Origin of the sequence: Aequorivita sp. H23M31 (assembly GCF_004022485.1) — a bacterium.
GTDB lineage: Bacteria > Bacteroidota > Bacteroidia > Flavobacteriales > Flavobacteriaceae > Aequorivita > Aequorivita ciconiae.
This window is the reverse complement of record NZ_CP034951.1, coordinates 2,400,768-2,418,356: the sequence shown is the minus strand read 5'-3', so window position 1 is coordinate 2,418,356 and position 17,589 is coordinate 2,400,768. Positions and strand designations below refer to the sequence as shown.

Genomic DNA, 17,589 nt, shown 5'->3' with positions numbered 1-17,589 from the left:
AAATTTAGGATTGGACTAGCGATAATGGAAAATGAAAAATTCAATTAAAAAGCTAAGCGATTCGGATTTTACCATCTCCCTCTGGTCTGGTGGGGAGACTACCCAACTATATATTTATCCCGAGGGTTCCTCCTTTAACAAAAGAGATTTTCAAGCTCGTATAAGCTCTGCGACAGTTGAATTGGAAGAATCAAATTTCACCAAACTGGATAAAATCAATCGTTTTCTTACTCCTTTGGATGGAAACCTGCGCCTTTCGCACGATGGAAAAACTTTTACGGATTTAAAACCATTTCAGATTTATGAATTTGATGGGAGTATCGAGACCAAGAGCTATGGTAAAGTAAGAGATTTCAATCTTATGTTGGCTAATGGGGCCGAAGGTGAACTGAAGTGTTTATTTGTAGGCAAAGAAAAAGAAATCTGGACATCCCTTAGTTATGGGATAAATGTTCTCTATTCCTATAACAATACATTCAAAATCACCTTTGAAGAGGAAGCTGTAATGCTTGAATCCAATGAGGTTTTAATTATTAAAACCAATCTCACTGCCCAAATTAAGATTCAATCGGATAAGGGTGCTTATATTCTCTTATCCAGAATTATTGAGTAGCCTTCCCTTTATAAATGAATTGGTCAAAACTTACAATCCTTCTATTGTTTTCATTTCAAAATCGAAACTGGGTAATTACCTTTGCGGGAAAATAAATTTCTATATAATGATGAAAAGACTTCTACTTATCCTTACCCTTTTTGTAACACCGTTAATACTTTCGGCCCAAGAAGTAAAGCAAAAGGACTCCGTAAAAAACGGCTGGAAAAGGTCTGGAAATATTGCCTTATTGTTCAACCAAGCGGCATTTAACCAAGAATGGACGGGCGGCGGTACCTCCAATTATGCGGGTAATCTTTCGCTCACTTACGATTTTAATTATCGTCACGACAAGATAAGTTGGGATAGTAAACTTTTGGTGGATTATGGAATTACTAGAAATAAAGATGATAAGTATTCCAGAAAAACTAATGACCGACTGGAATTTAACTCCATTGTAGGCAGAGAAATTAAGGAATCGGAATGGTATGCTTCCTTCTTCTATAACTTTAAAACCCAGTTGGCAAAAGGATATGAATTCAATAAGGATCTTGACCAATCCGATCCTGGATATCGCACCGAAAAGAACCATTTTATGTCCCCAGGGTATATGCAATTCGGACCGGGTATTCTATGGAAAAAGAATGATAATTTCTATGTAAATATTGCACCCGCAACTGCTAAATTTGTTTTTGTTGACGAGCAATTCACTGCGGTTGATACAGGTGTTCCTGGCGCCTTGGATGCCTACAATGAGAAGAAGTATTATGGAGTTGATGCGAATGAAACAAGCCGTTTCGAATTTGGAGCTTCCATTTCAGGTTATGCCAAATTTGCCATAATGACGAATGTTACCGCAGAAAATATCTTGGCTCTTTACGCAAATTATTTAGAAGAAACCAAAAACGTCGATATCGATTATACGCTGAATCTGGTTATGAAAGTGAATGAATATATTACCACCAACCTTACTTTCCAAGCTATATACGATGATAACGCTGCTCAAGGGTTTCAGATTCGGGAAGCTTTGGGCGTAGGGGTGACCTATGGATTCTAAATCCGAGATTGTAAAGTAACCAATTCACTATAAGAACCTTTAGCCTCCATTAAATCTTGGTGATTGCCGCGCTCCACAATGGCGCCGTCGTCAATTACCAAGATTTGATCCGCTTTTTGAATCGTGCTCAGTCGATGTGCAATAATAAAAGTAGTTCTTCCCGCGATTAAAGTTGCTAATGATTTTTGGATCATTTGTTCGCTTTTAATATCTAGGTTGGAAGTCGCTTCATCCAAAATTAAAATCTTTGGATCTGCTAGCAGTGCTCTTGCAATGGATATACGCTGTTTCTGCCCACCCGAGAGTTTTACGCCCCGTTCTCCAATGATGGTTTCAAGTCCATTTTCAAACCGGTCGGTAAATTCATTTACGTATGCAGATTTGACGGCTTCTTTAAGTGCCAATTCAGAAGCATTCGGTCGTGAGAAAAGGATATTCTCTCTAATAGTTCCTTCAAAAAGAAAATCGTCCTGAAGTACAATTCCAAGATGACTTCTATAGCTATCTAGGTTTACGGTTGCCAAGTCGATACCATCTATCGTAATTAATCCTTTTTGAGGTGTAATGAGCGAAGTTAGGAGAGCTGCTATAGTACTTTTCCCTGCTCCCGAACTTCCAACTATCGCGGTTATGCTCCCAGGGCTTGCTTCAAAATTTATATCAAAAAGCACTTGGCCGCCTTCAGGATAGCTAAAGCAGACATTTTGGAATTTTATATCACCGGCGATCTCCTTTAATTGGTAATTACGCTTCGTATCTATTTCGGTTTCAGTTTTAAGAAGCTCCTCCGTTCTGTCTAGGCCAGCAAATGCTTCGGTCAACAAACTGCCCACATTACCAATCTGTATTATCGGAGCAATTAAAAAAGCTAAATAAAGTGCAAAGCTTAAAAACTCCCCAATGGACAGTTCATTATTTACAATCATGCTATTGCCAATCCATAATACCGTTAAAGCAGACATTCCAAAGATTAAGGTGGCTCCAGCTAAAATCAATGCCTTCGCCGTCAGGGATTTATTGTAGTATTCATAAATTCGATTTACCCCAATTTCGAAAATATTCAGTTCATACTTTTCGGCATTGTAAGCTTTAATAATATGGATGCCGCTTAGGGATTCGATTAATCTTCCATGAACTTCGGCCTCGATCTGTCTTCTTTTCCTGAAAATAGGACGTACATATTTGTAGGCCTTGAGTGTTACAAAACCCAAAACAAAAAGGGGAATTAGCACATATATGGTGAGCTTTACATTTATATATAACAAAATAGCAAATGCAAAAATGAAAGTAATTATACCGCCAATAAAAAGTACCATTCCGTTACCTACAATTACGTTTAGGCCATCTACATCGTCCATTACACGTTTGGCGGTTTCACCAGATTTCCGTTTTTCAAAATATCCAACGGGAAACTGAAATACTCTTTTCTGTACCTTGACTCGTAATTCCGCAATAGCTTTGTAGGCCTGAACACTGAGAATCTTCGTTAATAAATATGATGTTATTGCCTGAACGATTACCGCAATCCCCGCTACCAGCAATATTTTGTTTAGTATTGAAGGATCTTTTTGAATCACCACATCGTCCACAAAATATTTGAAGACTCCGGGTAAGACCAAAGTGGCTGCTTTGTTTAGGATTATCAGTATAACCCCAAATAGTAGAATTTTACGTTGGGGCCAGATAATGGATTTTATGACTTTGGAAAGTGATATCAATAGCTACCAGTTTTGTACAATGGATTTTATTTTTTGGATAATAAAATCCTGATCTTCTGTGCGTATATCATAATATAAGGGAATTCGTACCAAACTATCCGCCCAATCTTCCGCTTCTTTCAGTTTTATAGTGTTTTCAGTCTTTGCATACGGACTTAAATGCAACGGTAAATAATGAAAAGTAGCCATTATTCCATTGTTTTTAAGCTCACAAATCAAAATATTTCTTTTTTCCCTATTTGGAGTTTTTAAGCAAAAGAGGTGGGCGTTGTGTAAAGAATAATCCTTGACTTCCAGCAGTTTTATTTGGGGTATATTCTTTAAAACTTCATAGTAATAATCCCATGATTTTAGCCGTTCGGCATTAATCATCAGCAAATTTTGAAGTTGTGCCCAAAGGAAAGCGGCAGTAATTTCAGAAGGATAAAAGGAGAGTCCCACATCATACCATTCGTATTTATTTACTTCTCCATCAAGAAACATTTTTCTGTTGGTGCCTTTCTCCCAGATTATTTCCGCTCTCTCATAAAATTGCTCGTCGTTGATTACCAATAATCCGCCGTGTCCGGATGTCACGTTTTTAGTGGTGTGAAAAGAAAAAGCCCCAAAATGGCCAATGCTTCCCAAAAATCTATTTTTGTAAGTAGCTCCAAGACTGTGGGCGGCATCCTCCACTACATATATATTATGGGAATTGGCAATTTCCATAATTTCATCCATTTCACAAGCAATTCCGCCATAGTGCATTACGACGATAACTTTTGTCTTTTCGGTAAAAAGCTTTGGAAGTTGAGCGGGATCGATATTCGGGTTATCCGATAGTGAATCTGCGTATACAATTTTGGCTCCTTTTAAAACAAAGGGATTGGCAGAGGTAATGTAAGTATAGGAAGGTACAATAACTTCATCTCCCGGAGAAATATTAAGAAGAATGGATACCATATCCAGGGCCGCCGTGCAGCTATCCGTAAGTTTTACGTAATCGAAATTGAATTCTTGTTGAAGAAACTGATGGCATAGATTGGTGAACTTCCCATTTCCGGAAAGGTTTCTACTTTTAATGACCTCCTCAATATATTTAATTTCATTCCCAGAAATAAAAGGTTGGTGAAGCGGAATCATTTTTAGGGGCAGATAGGTAGGTTATACTTTCAAATGTAAGATTATTTATGCTAATAGTTTCTTTAAAGTTGTAATTGACGAAACAGAATGGTATATATTTGATTATCCCTGCCAAAAAATTAAAAATTAGCATGGCTTTATCGAAAAAATTAACTCCCACCCAAGCTCCTATTGCATTTTTGGTAGCAAAAGATCGGTCGGGAACAACTTTATTACAAACAATGTTGGACTCTCATCCCAATATTTGTGCTCCTTTGGAATCCAGATTTGTTCTTCATTTAATGAGCAAATATAAAAATGAGGTTTGTTGGGATGAAAAACTGAAAATTCAATTTCAAGAGGATTTGTTTAAGGAACAGAAAATAGAACTCTTTTGGGAATTGGATAAGGAAGCCCTTAATGAGCGTATTTCGGCTTTGCCAGAAAGCACCACCTACGGAGAAATTTGTAAACAAGTTTATGTTTCTTCAAAGTCCTTTCATAATAAGGAAACTATAAAACTAATCGTGGATAAAAATCCTATTTATGCCATCATGATTCCGATGCTGCAAGAGGTATATCCAAATGCAAAGTTTATTCATCTTGTTAGGGATTATAGGGGCAATGTTAGTTCCATACGGAGTCTTAATAAGAAAGTAGGCGTTAAAAAGTTAGGTATGAGTTGGGTGATGACCAATATGGAGATTGAGAAATCAAAAGATGAAAATCCCAACAACTTTATAACCATCCGTTATGAAGATTTACTCGACTCTCCAAAAGAAGAACTGGAACGTTTAATCGATTTTTTCGATCTTGAATTTCATCCGGATATGCTTACCTATCACATGCGGATCGAAAAAGCTATCTCAACATATTTGGATGGTGCACCAAACGAAAAAATCAGAAAAATTAGGGAGATAGGAATTGCCAAAGTTCATAAAAATCTTTCCAAACCACTTAATACTACATTTAAGAATAAATGGGAAAGGACACTTTCCTCCAAGGAAATAAGCACCTTAGAAACTTATAGTGGAGGTTTGGCAGAAAAATATGGATATTACTTTACAACGGGAATTTTTACCAAAAATCAAGTAATTCCCATAAGTTTACGGTGTGAAATGGCAAAGCTCCGTCTTTATTACAAATTGCCTATTTGGCTTCGCGAACTAAAGAGCAAACCGAGTATGCCATTTATTGATTCATAATGAGAAATTTTTACGTGATGGCGCTTGGCCGGTCTGGAACCACACTCCTGGCCAATATTCTTGATGCCCATCCAAATATTGTCGTTCCTCCTGAATCATTTTTCGTTCTACATTTGGAACGTAAATATGGGTTTAAAACAACTTGGGACGAAAAAACCGTAAAAAATTTTATAGATGATGTTTATGTGGATCGTCCCTTTCGTCTTATGTGGAAAGTTCCGCGTAAAGTGGTTGAGGCGTCTTTTCTCCAAGAACCAGTAATAAAAAATTTTAATGAAGCCTGTAACCGGATTAGGGTTAGCTATAATGCATCTTTTACAACGAAAAACATTGAATTGATCGGCGATAAGCATCCAATTTATTCCAATTTCTGTGAACGGATGATGCGAATAAATCCTGAAGCCAAATTAATCCACATGGTCCGCGACCCACGTGGCGCAGGTAGTGGCCAGATAAATACCTTTAAAAGAAAGGATGCACTTGCGGTAGGATATTTATGGTCTAGATACAACAAAAATCTCCTAAACCTAAAAATCCAGTACCCCAATAATTATTATCTGCTCAAATATGAAGACCTGGTTTTACACCCTAAGGAAACTGTAAAATCGCTCTGTCGTTTTCTGGAAATTGAATTTGATGAGAAAATGATGGAATATCGAAAGGGAATGGTAAAGCGTTTTGACGACTATGCTGAAGCCATTACAAAAAAGCATGAAAGCCTTATGAAACCCATCGATGTTAAAATGATTGAAGGATGGAAAACAAAACTCACCGCAAAACAGATTGACCATATCGAATTTGCTACTCACGATGTCGCATCGCAACTGGGATATCATTTTAATAAACCAGAAGTTGCTTCTTCAGCTAAAATGAAATATCCTTTCTCGAAATTAAAAGTGAAATCTATTTTGGGAATAATTACCTTGTTTTTCAACTTTCCATTTGCAGTCCGAAAACTGGTGTTGAGCGTTAAGAGTATAGCTTTGGATCGTAATTATAAGAATTGAGATGGGAGGAATTTCGGAATTTTATTACTGTCGACTCTTAATCGTTTCGTCTCCAAACCCCAAAGATCTCTGAGACCTTTGGTTTTTTCGAGTTCTTACCAATCTTTTAATTTTGGTTAAGTAAAACGTAAATCAGTATTCTTCTATAATCCGATGCCCTGAACCATCAATGAGATATGTTTCTCCCTTCAAAGTAACTTCTGCCGAGAAGCCGTTAAAAGGTTCAATCTTATCATAGATTGTTGGTACGATTTCTCTCCCCTTGGGGTTTGCAAAGCCATATTTATCGTTTTTCCTAACTATGGCCAGACCATTAGAAAACTCCCCAATTTCATCGTATTCTGCTGGAATAATAAGGTTGCCATATCCATTTATCAACCCGGTCTTTCCTGCTGTTCCAACTAACGCCAAGCCATTCTTATATCCGTCCTGAAATGGGGCTATCCAGTCGAATATAAAAGATGAAATTACTTTTCCTTCCCGGTCTATAATACCAATTTTGTTGTTTTTGCCGGCGGCAATTCTATCGGGAAAAATAATTTCAAGGGATTCATATTCAATCGGAATTTTAACCTGAAAATTCGAGTCTAAGGTTCCGCACTTTCCATTAGTTGAGACAAGAAATGATTTGTCATTTGTATCAAACTCTCCAACTCTCTCATAATTTAAAGAAGTAATCTCCTTTCCCGAATAATCGAAAACATGGTATATGGAATCTTTTAGGCCAATAATATATTTATTATGATATCTTCTGAGATTAGCTTGATCCCTCGCTTCGAAATCGGGAGAGATAATCTCTTCACCCTTACGGTTAATGTAACCCACGTAACGCCATCCAACCCAAACTTTCGCAATCCCGCTTATGAAGGATTCAACCCTGTCATACTTAAATGGAACAACAACTGTTCCTGATGTATCGACAAATCCATATTTGTTATTTTGGGCCATTGCAGCCATTCCTTCACTAAAGTTATACACACGCTCAAACCATTGGTAAATGGCAGGTACCACCTCATGTCCGTTCTTGTCTATTATTCCAACTTTTATTTCACCATTTTCCGGTTTCGTATAAACTATTGCGTAATCATTATAAAATCTGTCGATGCGGCCATAATTAGTGTAGAAAAGTTCTTTTCCGGTTTCGTCAATTATACCATACTTCCCGTTTTTCTTCACAATGGCCCGGCCACTATAAAAACCATCAACATATTCAAAAACATGAGGAAGAATCTGATTTCCATCAAGATCGTACAGACCATATAAACTATTATATCCTGTTTGATCCGCCAAGGAAGCAGCACAGAATCCTTCTGGAAATAAATATGCACTTTTGAATTTAAAAGGTAAGATGGTATCCCTATTAAAATTGAGCATTCCATATTTGTAATGTCCATAAGTAACACGCTCTTCGCACGGAAGAAAACCTGTCATACCGTAAACCATGGGCATAAGGGATTTTCCGGTAGAATCGAAAATGAGTGTGGGACCATAACCTATCTCAAATGCAATAAACCCGCATTTCATTCCCGTTTTGGGATAGCTGTAAGCAGGTTCAATAATTTCCTTTCCTGTTTTGTCAATCAGTCCAAATTTGCCGTTTAGTTGTACGATTGCGAAACCGTCTCTGAATTCCCAGATATTTTGGTAGGTATAGCCTAGTATTAATTTGCTGGACAGAGTTTCTCTTAATCCCCAAAAAACACCATCGGGATCCTGTTCAGCAATAACAAAAGGATTATTGAGAGCCACTCCTTTTTGAGCTTCAATAATTTTCTCAGAGATTGGTTGAGTTGATGGGTCAAAAGCAGTATTTGATTCATTTTTCCCAGAAATATTAGTGCATGCCGTAAATAAACATGACAAGACATACAATAAAAGTAAGCTTCTAGTTAATTTTGACTGTATGTTGATTTGAAGGATCATCTACTAATCAGTGTTTCTACATTATATATTGTTGGTTTTTACTCGTTCTTGAATCTTCGTTTAGGTATCTTGTATTGATTGGATTAAATGTCCACTGAAAGCTTTAAACTACCTCCAAGCCCCTCGCGAATTATCCGCATTAAGGTTGATAATCGGATATCACTTGCATCATTCTCCACACGAGATATGTAATTCTTAGTTGTGCCTACTTTATTGGCCAATTGTAGTTGGGTCAATTTTTGTCTTTTCCTTGCCTCTTGGATAAGTACTCCGATTCGGAAGGAATCGAACTCCTCCTCAAATTTTTCCCTACTCTCTGTTCCTTTCTCTCCATATTTCTTATTGATGTGTTCTTTCCAATTTTTTGGGTTTTCACTTGTTTTCATAATATTTCTTTTTTAGCATTTCCGCTTTTTTGATTTCCATTCTTGGTGTTTTCTGAGTATTTTTCTGAAAACCATGTAGAAGAATTATAATGTTACCTCGGTCGAAGAAACAGAATACCCCGAAAAATATTCCCACCTGAACTAACACGAATCTCCCAAATCCCATCCGTTCCGGCTAAATATTTGAAATATTTTTTCAGAACTATCTTTGTACGCTCGATAAGTGAAATTGTCCAATCGAACTTATCTTGAACTTTTTGATCAAGATTATTGTAGAAATCCCAAAAGTGATTTTAAAATGGGATTATATCTCTTTCAAATTCCTTCAATTGAAATCTTATTAAGCTTACAACAAAGTTGCCTAAAAAGACAACATTCTCAAAATAATGAAAAATATATTATTACTGACTTCTCCAATAGAATGGAGAAGGCTTATGATTCAAACGAAACATGCTCAGCCAAATAATCAGGTAAATTCTCATAAAGTCCCACCGGTTTCTTCTTTGGGAATTCAATATCGTCCCAAGAGAGTTCCGAAAAATCTCCGCTCAGTTTTTTTACCATATCCCGAATGGGTTTGGCGGTTTCCAAATAGTTTTCAGGAGTGAGTTCCAGGACATATTTTTCGGAATCGGAAAGATCTTCTGCAATTTTATAACCAAATTTTTGGTTGTATTCCAGTGCAATTATATTGTCTGTCCGAACTTCAGCAATACTTTTTTTGATTTTCATAAGGAAGAAAATAAGATCCGTAGCACAAACAGAAGCAACAATAGGAAGGTGGGATTGCATAGCGGTAGGTTCCCAAATAAAAATTCCACCACGGGAAATTCCCTTGTCAAAAGAATCCACCGTGCCGTGGATCAAACCGATTTTCTTCTCTTTGTGATGGATTATAAAGTAATAATTGAGATCGTTATTGATAGATTGGAACCACCTTTTTTGTTCTTCCTCGGTTATGAGCTTTTGATAGAACATCCTCTTTCTTATAAGTTCGCTATTACGGTGGTGACGGACCAATTCTATATCTTCCTCCCTTAATCTTTCAAGAGTGATTCCATATTTTCTGATAATCATAATTCTTCTTTTATGAAATACGCTGGCTGATTGTTAAGTCGTGAAAGGATATTTTTCAGATAGTAGCCCAAAATTCCAAAACACAACAACATCAAACTTGCCGAAAAACTTACGGATACGATCAGCGCAGTAAAACCGGGAACCGAAACCCCAAAAACCATCTTTTTAGCAATAAAATACATGCCGATAATTATAAAAATAAAGGAAAAAACACCTCCAAAATACATCATTAACTTAAGGGGCAAATTGCTATAATTTAAGGTATTGTTATTGGCAAGCATCCAAAGTTTATGGGCCGAATAAGTGGATTTGCCATATTTTCTGGGCGCATGGGAAACACGGACACATTCAATAAAATTGGTATGCCAATGCAATATTTCATCAATGAAATTGAATTGCTGTTTGTGACCTTTGAGTTTGTTTATCAGCGATGCATCAATAAGCCGAAAGGATGAACCATTTCCAAAGGATCCATGAAGATGTTTGGTAGATTTTTTATAGACGTTGCTTCCCACTTTTCGAAGGAGTGGATGATTTTCATTTGAAATTCCGTACACAACGTTTGCGCCGGTTTCCTTCTGTCTTTCAATAAGAAGTGGAATATCCTCTGGAGCTTGTTGCAGGTCGTCGTCCATGGTCACTATCCATTTCCCTCTGGCTTGATGAAAGCCGCAGATGGTGGCGTTGTGTTGCCCAAAGTTTTTTCCTAATCGGAAAAGTCGTATCTTATTTGGACTTTCGGACTTCAAATCAAACAATACATTCCAGCTATTATCTTGAGAATAATCATCGACGAAAATAATTTCGAATTCTTCGGAAATATCCTTAAAAACGGTCATAATCCGTTCCTTCAATTCCGGGAGGGATTGTTCACTGTTGAAAACCGGGATTATTATAGAATATTCCATGTTATTACATACCTGCTGTAAGTCCGCCGTCCATTACTATATGCGTGCCTGTTATCCATTTTGAAGCGGGAGATAATAGAAAGGCAATGGTGTTGGCAACGTCTTCCGTTTCCCCAAATCCCAATGGATATTGCGCTCCGTGTTTGTCCATCAATTCCTTGGTTACGGTTCTTTCCGCTTCATCAAAAAGTGGGGTTTTTACCATGGCAGCGAGAATCACATTACTTCGTATTTTCTGGGGTGCGTGTTCCAAAGCTAGAGTTTTGCTGAAACTGTTGATTGCCGCTTTAGCTCCTGAATATAAGGCACCACCTTTATTGGGAAAATTACATGCCACCGACGACATAAAAACAATTGAAGAACCTTTGTTTACTTTTTTGGATTTTAAAAGAGAACTTGTCAGGATAACGGGAACTTCATAATTTATCGCAAACATTTCACTGATTTGTTTTTTTCCAATAAATTTGGTGGGAAAGTGCGTTACAATTCCACTGCTATGCACGATTCCGTCAATATTTGGAATCTGGGTTACAATTTTCTTGATCGCTTCTTCATCGGTTAAATCTGCCAGAATAATTTGATGATTTCCTGTTGGAAGTTTTTTCAGAACTTCATTCAATCGTTCTTCATTCCTCGCTGTTAAAATTACGGTCGCTCCTTGGTTGGCCACAACTTCTGCTGTTTTCGCGCCAATCCCTGAGGAAGCTCCGGTAATCAGTATCGTTTTATTTTCAAGAGAAAATGGATTCATAACTCTAATATTTCAGGGCAAACCACATTTTTCAAATTTAAAGATACTGCGCCCCAGGACAATCCTACACCAAAACCAGCGAGTAGAAGTTTTTTTTCTGAATTTTCCAGCTTTCTGGATAATTCACTTACAATGGTCAAGGGAATTGAAGCAGAGCTTGTGTTTCCATATTTTGAAATGGAATAAGGCACTTTTTCAGGTGGAAATCCCATTTTCTTTCGAATGGTTTCGTTCATCAGTTTATTGGCCTGGTGCATCACAAAATAATCGTATGAGTGAGGAGTAGTTTCGGTCCTTTCTAGAAATTCCTTTAATGAACTTGGTACTTCTTTGATGGAAAAATTGAATACATCCAATCCGTTTAATGCCAATTCCATTTTAGATCGTACAATGCCTGGAGCTATTTGTTCTTTTACAAATGACTCTGGTGAGGCCAAATTCCGGATCCCGCCATGAGGAATGATTATAGCATCTTTTCCTGAACCGTCACTACTGAGATCAAATTGGATGGGTTGGGCATTTTCTTCAAATTCCAAGGCCGTAACTGTACCCGCATCGCCAAACAGCGGATAGGTGCTTTTATCTTTTTTCGAACAGGTAACTGTTGAGATATCGCCCACCATCAACAAACCTTTTTTGAGCCCTGTAGCCTTCAGCATTCCTGCGATAACAGAAAGTCCGTAAACATAGCCAGAACAGCCCAAACCGATGTCAAATGCCATACAGGACTTGGGTAAGCCGAGTCTGTCCTGTAAAATTATTGAAGTGGCCGGCAAATAATAATCTGCGGACTGGGAAACGAAAATGAGAATATCAATTTCCTCTTTTTTCCAGTCCAAGTCTTTCAATAATTTTTCGCCTGCTTCAAAACATAAATCGGAAGTTGTCATTCCTGGCAACGCCATTCTGCGTTGTTCGACACCTGTGGTTTTGACCAATAACTTTTTTTCACTTTCAGTCAATAGATCGTAATCCCAATTGGAAACAATATTGGACGGTACTGCCGTAGCTATTCCTTTTACGGCTATATCTTGAATTGAAAAAAAGGCCATTTAATGGGTTTGTCTTGATTTTACAATGTTATAAAGTCCTTCCACATTGCTTATGCTCATTAAGTCTTCACCGGTTATGGTTACTCCATATTCGGTATCGATTAGAGCGATGATGATCAAGGAGTGCATAGAACTCCATTCATCCAGATCGGTGAATTTTGTTTCTGGTCTTAGCGTGCCTGGATCCAATTCGTCAAATTCGGTTTCCAGAGTGCTTATAAATCCTTCAATATTTGTCATTAGTTGGGTTGTTTGGTTAAAATGGTCCCGCCCCAGGAAAATCCAATTCCGAAGCCAAGAACCATAATCTTATTTCCAGGTTTTATTTTATCTTCATCTACTATTTGCCGCATTGCAATTGGTAGCGTAGAACCTATTGTATTGCCAATGTTTTCTACAGTATTGATAAATTTTTCTTCGGGTATTTTTAACCTTTTTCGAAGAAATTCCAACATTGCACCATTGGCTTGGTGGAATATAAAGAAATCTACTTCCTCCATCTTGAGTTCATGTTTCTCTAAAACTTGCTTTATCAATTTTGGTACGAGCCTGAACGCGAAAAGGAAAATTTTAGCGCTGTCCATTCGCACTCGACCGCCCTCCAGTCTTGATGGCAAGTGTTCGTATTGCTTTAAATAAGCTATATCTGCAGGATGTTTTACGGATGATCTTTCCGTATATAAAACTTTTTCGCCTTCTCCATCTGTTCCAAAGGTGAAATCCTCGATAGTGGTGTTTATTCCATTTTCAAGGAGTTCGTCACTTATTAAGGTTGCTGCCGCGCCATCGGAAAATATTGCGCGGATGTCTATATCCTCCGGATGGATAATTCGTGTGGGTACATCGGCCGTGACCATCAATACTTTTTTCGCCATCCCGGCGATTATTACTGCTTTTGCAACGCTAAGTCCATAAATCCAACCCGTGCATCCGTGCTGAACATCTATGGCAGCAACAGATTGTTCAAGGCCCAAATTGTGTTGCATAATGCAGGAGGTATTTGGACCTTTATAATCGGAAGCATCCCTCACGAATATTAAATAATCTATGGTTGATTTGTCGACGTTCCATTCTTCAAACAACTTAACCGCGGCTCGGTTTCCAAGATCCTTATTGGTGTCCTCCAAATCTGCGATAAATCTATTTTTTATGCCACATTTGTCTGAAATGGAATTTGGAGTGATCTCAGTTTCACTCGTGCCGCCATATTGAAAAAACTCTTTAATGATTGTTTCATTATCTAGAGAATTTTCAGGAAGGTAATAGGATATGGCGTTTATATATACCAAGATTTAGCAATTAAACCTATTTGTTAAGGTAATCCCAAATATAAGAAACCAAACCTATTTAGCGAATGTTTTTCATTGGGTAAAAATAGGCCGGGTAGGTGGTATTTTTAATTTCTGTGTATATTTACCTCGATCAACTGCAACCTACAAATGCCGAAAAAATATTTTAAGATAAGTTTATTCATAATTGTAGGGTTATGCGTGCTTATATATGGGAATTCTCTTTCGAATGATTACGGTTTTGATGACGAATATGTTATAGTTAATAATAAAAAAGTTTCCCAAGGAATTTCCGGAATTCCTGCGTTGTTCAAATCACGATATATTGAATCTAGTACACAGAATTATGGGTATAGACCTATTACTCTTTCTACATTTGCTATTGAATATTCGCTTTTTGGGGCCAATGCGACTGTAAGCCATTTTATCAATCTTTTCCTATATATTCTTACGTGTTTGCTCATATTTAAAATTCTGCGTTCACTTTTTAAGAATTATCATTGGCTTCTTCCACTTTTTATTACGGTACTTTTTATTGTACATCCCATTCATACAGAAGTTGTTGATAACGTGAAATCCAGGGATGAAATTCTGGCTTTTCTATTTGCTTTGCTCGCATTAGGTAGCGCTATTAAGTATGTCAGAAATTTACGCCTATTATGGCTGGTGGGTGTTTTAGGCTTTATGGTGCTCTCGTTTCTATCAAAATTATCGGCGCTAACGTTTTTGGCCGTTATTCCGTTGACCGTTTACTTTTTTGAAAATGCCACCAAAAAGGTTATGCTTAAACTGATAGGAGCCTTGTTTCTGCCACTTATTATTTTTAGGCTTATCAATACCCAACTTATCGAGACTTCGGGGAGCAGGAATCTTCTTTTTATTGAAAATCCTTTGTTCGTCAATGGAGCTACTTTTTTTGAAAAGATTCCAATGGCATTTTATTCTGTTTTCTATTATATAAAACTGCTTTTTGTACCACATCCTTTAATAAGTTATTACGGCTACGACTATGTAACTATCGTAGGGTGGGAAAATCTATATGTGTGGCTAGGGGTCATCGTACTAATTCCATTATTCGTATTTACGATATGGAAGTTCAGAACCAAATCGGTTTTGGCTTATGGACTTGTTTTCTTTTTTGTTACCATTTCAATGTATGCCAATTTGGTAAAACCTGCCGTGGGAATTATTGCTGAAAGATTCGCCTATATTCCATCCTTGGGTTTTTGCATTGTAATTGGGTGGTTTCTATTGAAGTTAAGTAGAATTGATATCGGTTCAAAAGAAGAAAATGGATTTCCAAAACTGAAACCTGTGTTCCTTGGAATCGCAGGTCTTCTTATCATTGCAAGTTCGGTAAAAGTATTTAGTAGAAATCAGGATTGGCACGACTTGGTTACACTATTGGAGCGAGATCTTGAAATAGCACCGAATTCCGTAAAGTTGAATATGCTCTTGGCAAATGATTTATTTAAAAGAGTAACCACAGAGAAGCTCGAAGAAAGACAGAAGGATTCCCTGATGAAAAGAAGTATCTATTTCTATAATAAAGCACTTTCTATCTATCCAAAACACACTCCTGCCCATAATAATCTTGGGGTGCTTTACAATCTAAAGGGAGATATTGAAAGTTCCCACGAACATTTTCTAAAAGCGAGTCAAGACGAAAACCCTGAGGCTAAGACCTATTTTAATCTGGGATTATCCTACCGCGGAATGGGAGACCGAAAGAAGGCTATTGAGAATCTCAAGAAATCCCTGGAGATGGATAAGGGGAATTATGAAGTGTATTATAACCTGATGAATATTCAGTTTGAGGACGATAATTTTGAGGATGCGATGAAAACGAACCTTGAGATGTTCCGATCATTCCCCGAAAATAGGAGCAATACCTTTTCCCTCGGTCAAAAAATGGCTATCGCTGAATTCGGTTCTAAAACCACTTATTATATTGATCTTCTTCTTCAAAAGAATCTTATTGCACCTCAAATGTATGAGAATTTTAAAAAGCAGTTGAATTCGTCTTTTATTGAAAAGTGAGGTTTTCGGATTATTATTATCCATTATTATACGCTAATGGATTCAATAATCTTAATTTCGGAAAAGAACTTTTTCAGAACCTATCTCTCTAAAAATAAAACCCTTCCATAGTTAAAAACTCTGGAAGGGTTTATTAATTTTGTTAACAAACAAAGGTAGCTGAGTGGCCGCCTTCGGCGGTTGTATCGAAGCTATCCAGCCAATGCTTCAGCACCACCAACAATCTCGAGGATTTCGTTGGTAATTGCTGCCTGACGTGCTTTGTTGTATTGCAGTTTTAAGGCATCTCTAAGTTCAGTGGCGTTATCGGTTGCTTTGTGCATTGCAGTCATTCGGGCACCGTGTTCACTAGCTACACTATCGCGAACAGCTTTAAACAATTGAGTTTTTAAACTCTTCGGAATCAAGGCTTCAACAATCTCTTCTTTGGAAGGCTCGAAAATATAGAAAGTCTCGCTTGATTTTGATCCTTCTTCAACATTTTGAGCTGGAAGAATAGGCAAGAACTGCTCCGCTTGAACTATTTGGGTTGCGGCATTTCTAAAACTGTTATAAACTAAAACGATCTTATCATACTTCCCTTCCGAATACAACGCCATTAGCTTTTCAGCAATATCAGAGATAGTTTCAAAAGTTAGGTTATCGAAAATATCGTTGTTATTTTCAAAAATGGGATTACTCTTTTTAAGAATGTCATTCCCTTTCTTTCCTAAGGTCATAAAATCGACCTTTTTTCCATTGTACGTATCAAGAACCAAGTGTCGGGCTTCCTTAATAACATTGGTATTAAAAGCTCCCGCCAAACCACGGTTACTCGTAATAGCAACCACCAGTACATTATTTACTTCCCGCTGCACTGAATATTTTCCACCAGCATCCGCCTCTAGGGTTGCACTCAAATTTTGAAGCAACTCAGTAAGTTTTTCAGAATAAGGACGCATTGCCGTAATGGCATCCTGAGCCTTCTTCAGCTTTGCAGCAGAAACCATTTTCATAGCACTGGTAATCTGCATCGTAGAACCTACGGAGGATATTCTGTTACGTATTTCTTTTAAATTGGCCATTTTTTCAATTATGAATTATGAATTCGGAATTATGAATTATGAATTATGATTTTTTTATAATCGTTACTAATAGTCTTATCAATTCATCGCAATCTTCATACATCCCTTTTGGGATTGGATGAATTTTTGTTTCATCAATAATATCTAACCAATATTCCGTCTCTTCAGCTTCTTTTAAAGCTATTCCTAACTTGTTTTTAAAATCTCTTGTACTGACACTTCGTTGGGATTCCCTAACATTCGCGCCAATACTTGTTCCCGACTTTAATACTTGATTTGCAATTTCATAATATCGATTTGCCTTTAATTCCTCGGCAAATAACACAATCTTACATGCAAAATAAAATGACTTGTCAACAATTGCGTTATTGCGAAATCTGTAAGCCATTTTTTTAATTATGAATTAGGAATTCAAAATT

Annotated in this window: 19 protein-coding genes; 5 read left to right on the top strand and 14 right to left on the bottom strand. The window is 37.3% G+C overall.

All coding sequences use genetic code 11. From position 1 onward, the window contains the following. The first annotated feature begins 31 nt into the window (after positions 1 to 31). The gene (locus tag EI546_RS10575) at positions 32 to 613 is read left to right on the top strand and encodes a HutD family protein (protein WP_128250511.1); all 582 of its coding nucleotides are present in this window, start codon (positions 32 to 34) and stop codon (positions 611 to 613) included. A gap of 106 nt (positions 614 to 719) precedes the next feature. Continuing rightward, positions 720 to 1,649, top strand: coding sequence for a DUF3078 domain-containing protein (locus EI546_RS10570; protein WP_317127420.1), 930 nt, complete (start codon positions 720 to 722; stop codon positions 1,647 to 1,649). Here EI546_RS10570 and EI546_RS10565 read toward each other — a convergent pair. Both EI546_RS10565 and rffA read right to left on the bottom strand, forming a co-directional pair. Beyond that, positions 1,646 to 3,367 (bottom strand): ABC transporter ATP-binding protein, encoded by a 1,722-nt coding sequence (locus EI546_RS10565; protein WP_128250510.1) that lies wholly within the window; start codon positions 3,365 to 3,367, stop codon positions 1,646 to 1,648. The two genes, EI546_RS10570 and EI546_RS10565, sit on opposite strands and share 4 nt — an antisense overlap. Positions 3,368 to 3,370: 3 nt before the next feature. Continuing rightward, positions 3,371 to 4,489 carry a dTDP-4-amino-4,6-dideoxygalactose transaminase gene (gene rffA, locus EI546_RS10560; RefSeq protein ID WP_128250509.1) on the bottom strand — a complete coding sequence of 373 codons (1,119 nt, stop codon included), beginning with the start codon at positions 4,487 to 4,489 and terminating at the stop codon, positions 3,371 to 3,373. Between the two features lie 131 nt (positions 4,490 to 4,620). On the opposite strand from rffA, the gene EI546_RS10555 reads away from it, so the two are divergent. Next, the gene (locus EI546_RS10555) at positions 4,621 to 5,673 is read left to right on the top strand and encodes a sulfotransferase family protein (protein WP_128250508.1); all 1,053 of its coding nucleotides are present in this window, start codon (positions 4,621 to 4,623) and stop codon (positions 5,671 to 5,673) included. Continuing rightward, complete coding sequence (locus EI546_RS10550) at positions 5,673 to 6,680, top strand: sulfotransferase family protein (RefSeq protein WP_128250507.1); 1,008 nt, start codon at positions 5,673 to 5,675, stop codon at positions 6,678 to 6,680. Before EI546_RS10555 ends, EI546_RS10550 begins: the two co-directional genes overlap by 1 nt. Before the next feature lie 132 nt (positions 6,681 to 6,812). On the opposite strand, the gene EI546_RS10545 is transcribed toward EI546_RS10550, so the two are convergent. The 10 genes from EI546_RS10545 to EI546_RS10505 all read right to left on the bottom strand — a co-directional run bounded on the left by EI546_RS10545 (position 6,813) and on the right by EI546_RS10505 (position 14,066). Continuing rightward, complete coding sequence (locus tag EI546_RS10545; RefSeq protein ID WP_164905223.1) at positions 6,813 to 8,429, bottom strand: WG repeat-containing protein; 1,617 nt, start codon at positions 8,427 to 8,429, stop codon at positions 6,813 to 6,815. A 257-nt stretch (positions 8,430 to 8,686) separates the two neighbouring features. Continuing rightward, the gene (locus tag EI546_RS10540) at positions 8,687 to 8,989 is read right to left on the bottom strand and encodes a helix-turn-helix domain-containing protein (RefSeq protein WP_128250505.1); all 303 of its coding nucleotides are present in this window, start codon (positions 8,987 to 8,989) and stop codon (positions 8,687 to 8,689) included. After that, positions 8,976 to 9,125, bottom strand: coding sequence for a type II toxin-antitoxin system RelE/ParE family toxin (locus EI546_RS16600; protein ID WP_262707650.1), 150 nt, complete (start codon positions 9,123 to 9,125; stop codon positions 8,976 to 8,978). The genes EI546_RS10540 and EI546_RS16600 overlap by 14 nt, the downstream gene beginning before the upstream one ends. Beyond that, positions 9,082 to 9,210 carry a type II toxin-antitoxin system RelE/ParE family toxin gene (locus EI546_RS16595; RefSeq protein ID WP_262707649.1) on the bottom strand — a complete coding sequence of 43 codons (129 nt, stop codon included), beginning with the start codon at positions 9,208 to 9,210 and terminating at the stop codon, positions 9,082 to 9,084. Before EI546_RS16595 ends, EI546_RS16600 begins: the two co-directional genes overlap by 44 nt. Before the next feature lie 211 nt (positions 9,211 to 9,421). Beyond that, a complete protein-coding gene (locus EI546_RS10530; RefSeq protein WP_128250504.1) occupies positions 9,422 to 10,066 on the bottom strand; it encodes a hypothetical protein in 645 nt (214 codons plus the stop codon). Beyond that, positions 10,063 to 10,974, bottom strand: coding sequence for a glycosyltransferase family 2 protein (locus EI546_RS10525; protein WP_128250503.1), 912 nt, complete (start codon positions 10,972 to 10,974; stop codon positions 10,063 to 10,065). The genes EI546_RS10530 and EI546_RS10525 overlap by 4 nt, the downstream gene beginning before the upstream one ends. 4 nt (positions 10,975 to 10,978) lie before the next feature. Further along, positions 10,979 to 11,725, bottom strand: a complete 747-nt coding sequence (locus EI546_RS10520) for an SDR family NAD(P)-dependent oxidoreductase (RefSeq protein ID WP_128250502.1) — start codon at positions 11,723 to 11,725, stop codon at positions 10,979 to 10,981. Further along, positions 11,722 to 12,777 (bottom strand): 3-oxoacyl-ACP synthase III family protein, encoded by a 1,056-nt coding sequence (locus tag EI546_RS10515; RefSeq protein WP_128250501.1) that lies wholly within the window; start codon positions 12,775 to 12,777, stop codon positions 11,722 to 11,724. Before EI546_RS10515 ends, EI546_RS10520 begins: the two co-directional genes overlap by 4 nt. Then, on the bottom strand, positions 12,778 to 13,017 hold the full coding sequence (locus EI546_RS10510) for an acyl carrier protein (protein WP_128250500.1): 240 nt from the start codon (positions 13,015 to 13,017) through the stop codon (positions 12,778 to 12,780). It abuts the gene before it with no gap. Continuing rightward, a complete protein-coding gene (locus tag EI546_RS10505; RefSeq protein ID WP_128250499.1) occupies positions 13,017 to 14,066 on the bottom strand; it encodes a 3-oxoacyl-ACP synthase III family protein in 1,050 nt (349 codons plus the stop codon). Before EI546_RS10505 ends, EI546_RS10510 begins: the two co-directional genes overlap by 1 nt. A gap of 150 nt (positions 14,067 to 14,216) precedes the next feature. On the opposite strand from EI546_RS10505, the gene EI546_RS10500 reads away from it, so the two are divergent. Beyond that, complete coding sequence (locus tag EI546_RS10500; protein WP_128250498.1) at positions 14,217 to 16,106, top strand: tetratricopeptide repeat protein; 1,890 nt, start codon at positions 14,217 to 14,219, stop codon at positions 16,104 to 16,106. 191 nt (positions 16,107 to 16,297) lie between these two features. On the opposite strand, the gene atpG is transcribed toward EI546_RS10500, so the two are convergent. Continuing rightward, positions 16,298 to 17,170 (bottom strand): ATP synthase F1 subunit gamma, encoded by an 873-nt coding sequence (gene atpG, locus EI546_RS10495; protein ID WP_128250497.1) that lies wholly within the window; start codon positions 17,168 to 17,170, stop codon positions 16,298 to 16,300. 43 nt (positions 17,171 to 17,213) lie between these two features. Then, positions 17,214 to 17,558 (bottom strand): four helix bundle protein, encoded by a 345-nt coding sequence (locus EI546_RS10490; RefSeq protein ID WP_128250496.1) that lies wholly within the window; start codon positions 17,556 to 17,558, stop codon positions 17,214 to 17,216. Positions 17,559 to 17,589: the final 31 nt, after the last annotated feature.

Excerpts from the sequence above, each read along its gene's own strand:
- rffA (WP_128250509.1), bottom strand. The coding sequence starts at position 4,489 with ATGATTCCGCTTCACCAACCTTTTATTTCTGGGAATGAAATTAAATAT.
- EI546_RS10555 (WP_128250508.1), top strand. The coding sequence starts at position 4,621 with ATGGCTTTATCGAAAAAATTAACTCCCACCCAAGCTCCTATTGCATTT.
- atpG (WP_128250497.1), bottom strand. The coding sequence starts at position 17,170 with ATGGCCAATTTAAAAGAAATACGTAACAGAATATCCTCCGTAGGTTCT.
- EI546_RS10500 (WP_128250498.1), top strand. The coding sequence starts at position 14,217 with ATGCCGAAAAAATATTTTAAGATAAGTTTATTCATAATTGTAGGGTTA.
- EI546_RS10525 (WP_128250503.1), bottom strand. The coding sequence starts at position 10,974 with ATGGAATATTCTATAATAATCCCGGTTTTCAACAGTGAACAATCCCTC.
- EI546_RS10550 (WP_128250507.1), top strand. The coding sequence starts at position 5,673 with ATGAGAAATTTTTACGTGATGGCGCTTGGCCGGTCTGGAACCACACTC.
- EI546_RS10490 (WP_128250496.1), bottom strand. The coding sequence starts at position 17,558 with ATGGCTTACAGATTTCGCAATAACGCAATTGTTGACAAGTCATTTTAT.
- EI546_RS10570 (WP_317127420.1), top strand. The coding sequence starts at position 720 with ATGATGAAAAGACTTCTACTTATCCTTACCCTTTTTGTAACACCGTTA.
- EI546_RS10575 (WP_128250511.1), top strand. The coding sequence starts at position 32 with ATGAAAAATTCAATTAAAAAGCTAAGCGATTCGGATTTTACCATCTCC.
- EI546_RS10530 (WP_128250504.1), bottom strand. The coding sequence starts at position 10,066 with ATGATTATCAGAAAATATGGAATCACTCTTGAAAGATTAAGGGAGGAA.
- EI546_RS10540 (WP_128250505.1), bottom strand. The coding sequence starts at position 8,989 with ATGAAAACAAGTGAAAACCCAAAAAATTGGAAAGAACACATCAATAAG.
- EI546_RS10510 (WP_128250500.1), bottom strand. The coding sequence starts at position 13,017 with ATGACAAATATTGAAGGATTTATAAGCACTCTGGAAACCGAATTTGAC.
- EI546_RS10515 (WP_128250501.1), bottom strand. The coding sequence starts at position 12,777 with ATGGCCTTTTTTTCAATTCAAGATATAGCCGTAAAAGGAATAGCTACG.
- EI546_RS10520 (WP_128250502.1), bottom strand. The coding sequence starts at position 11,725 with ATGAATCCATTTTCTCTTGAAAATAAAACGATACTGATTACCGGAGCT.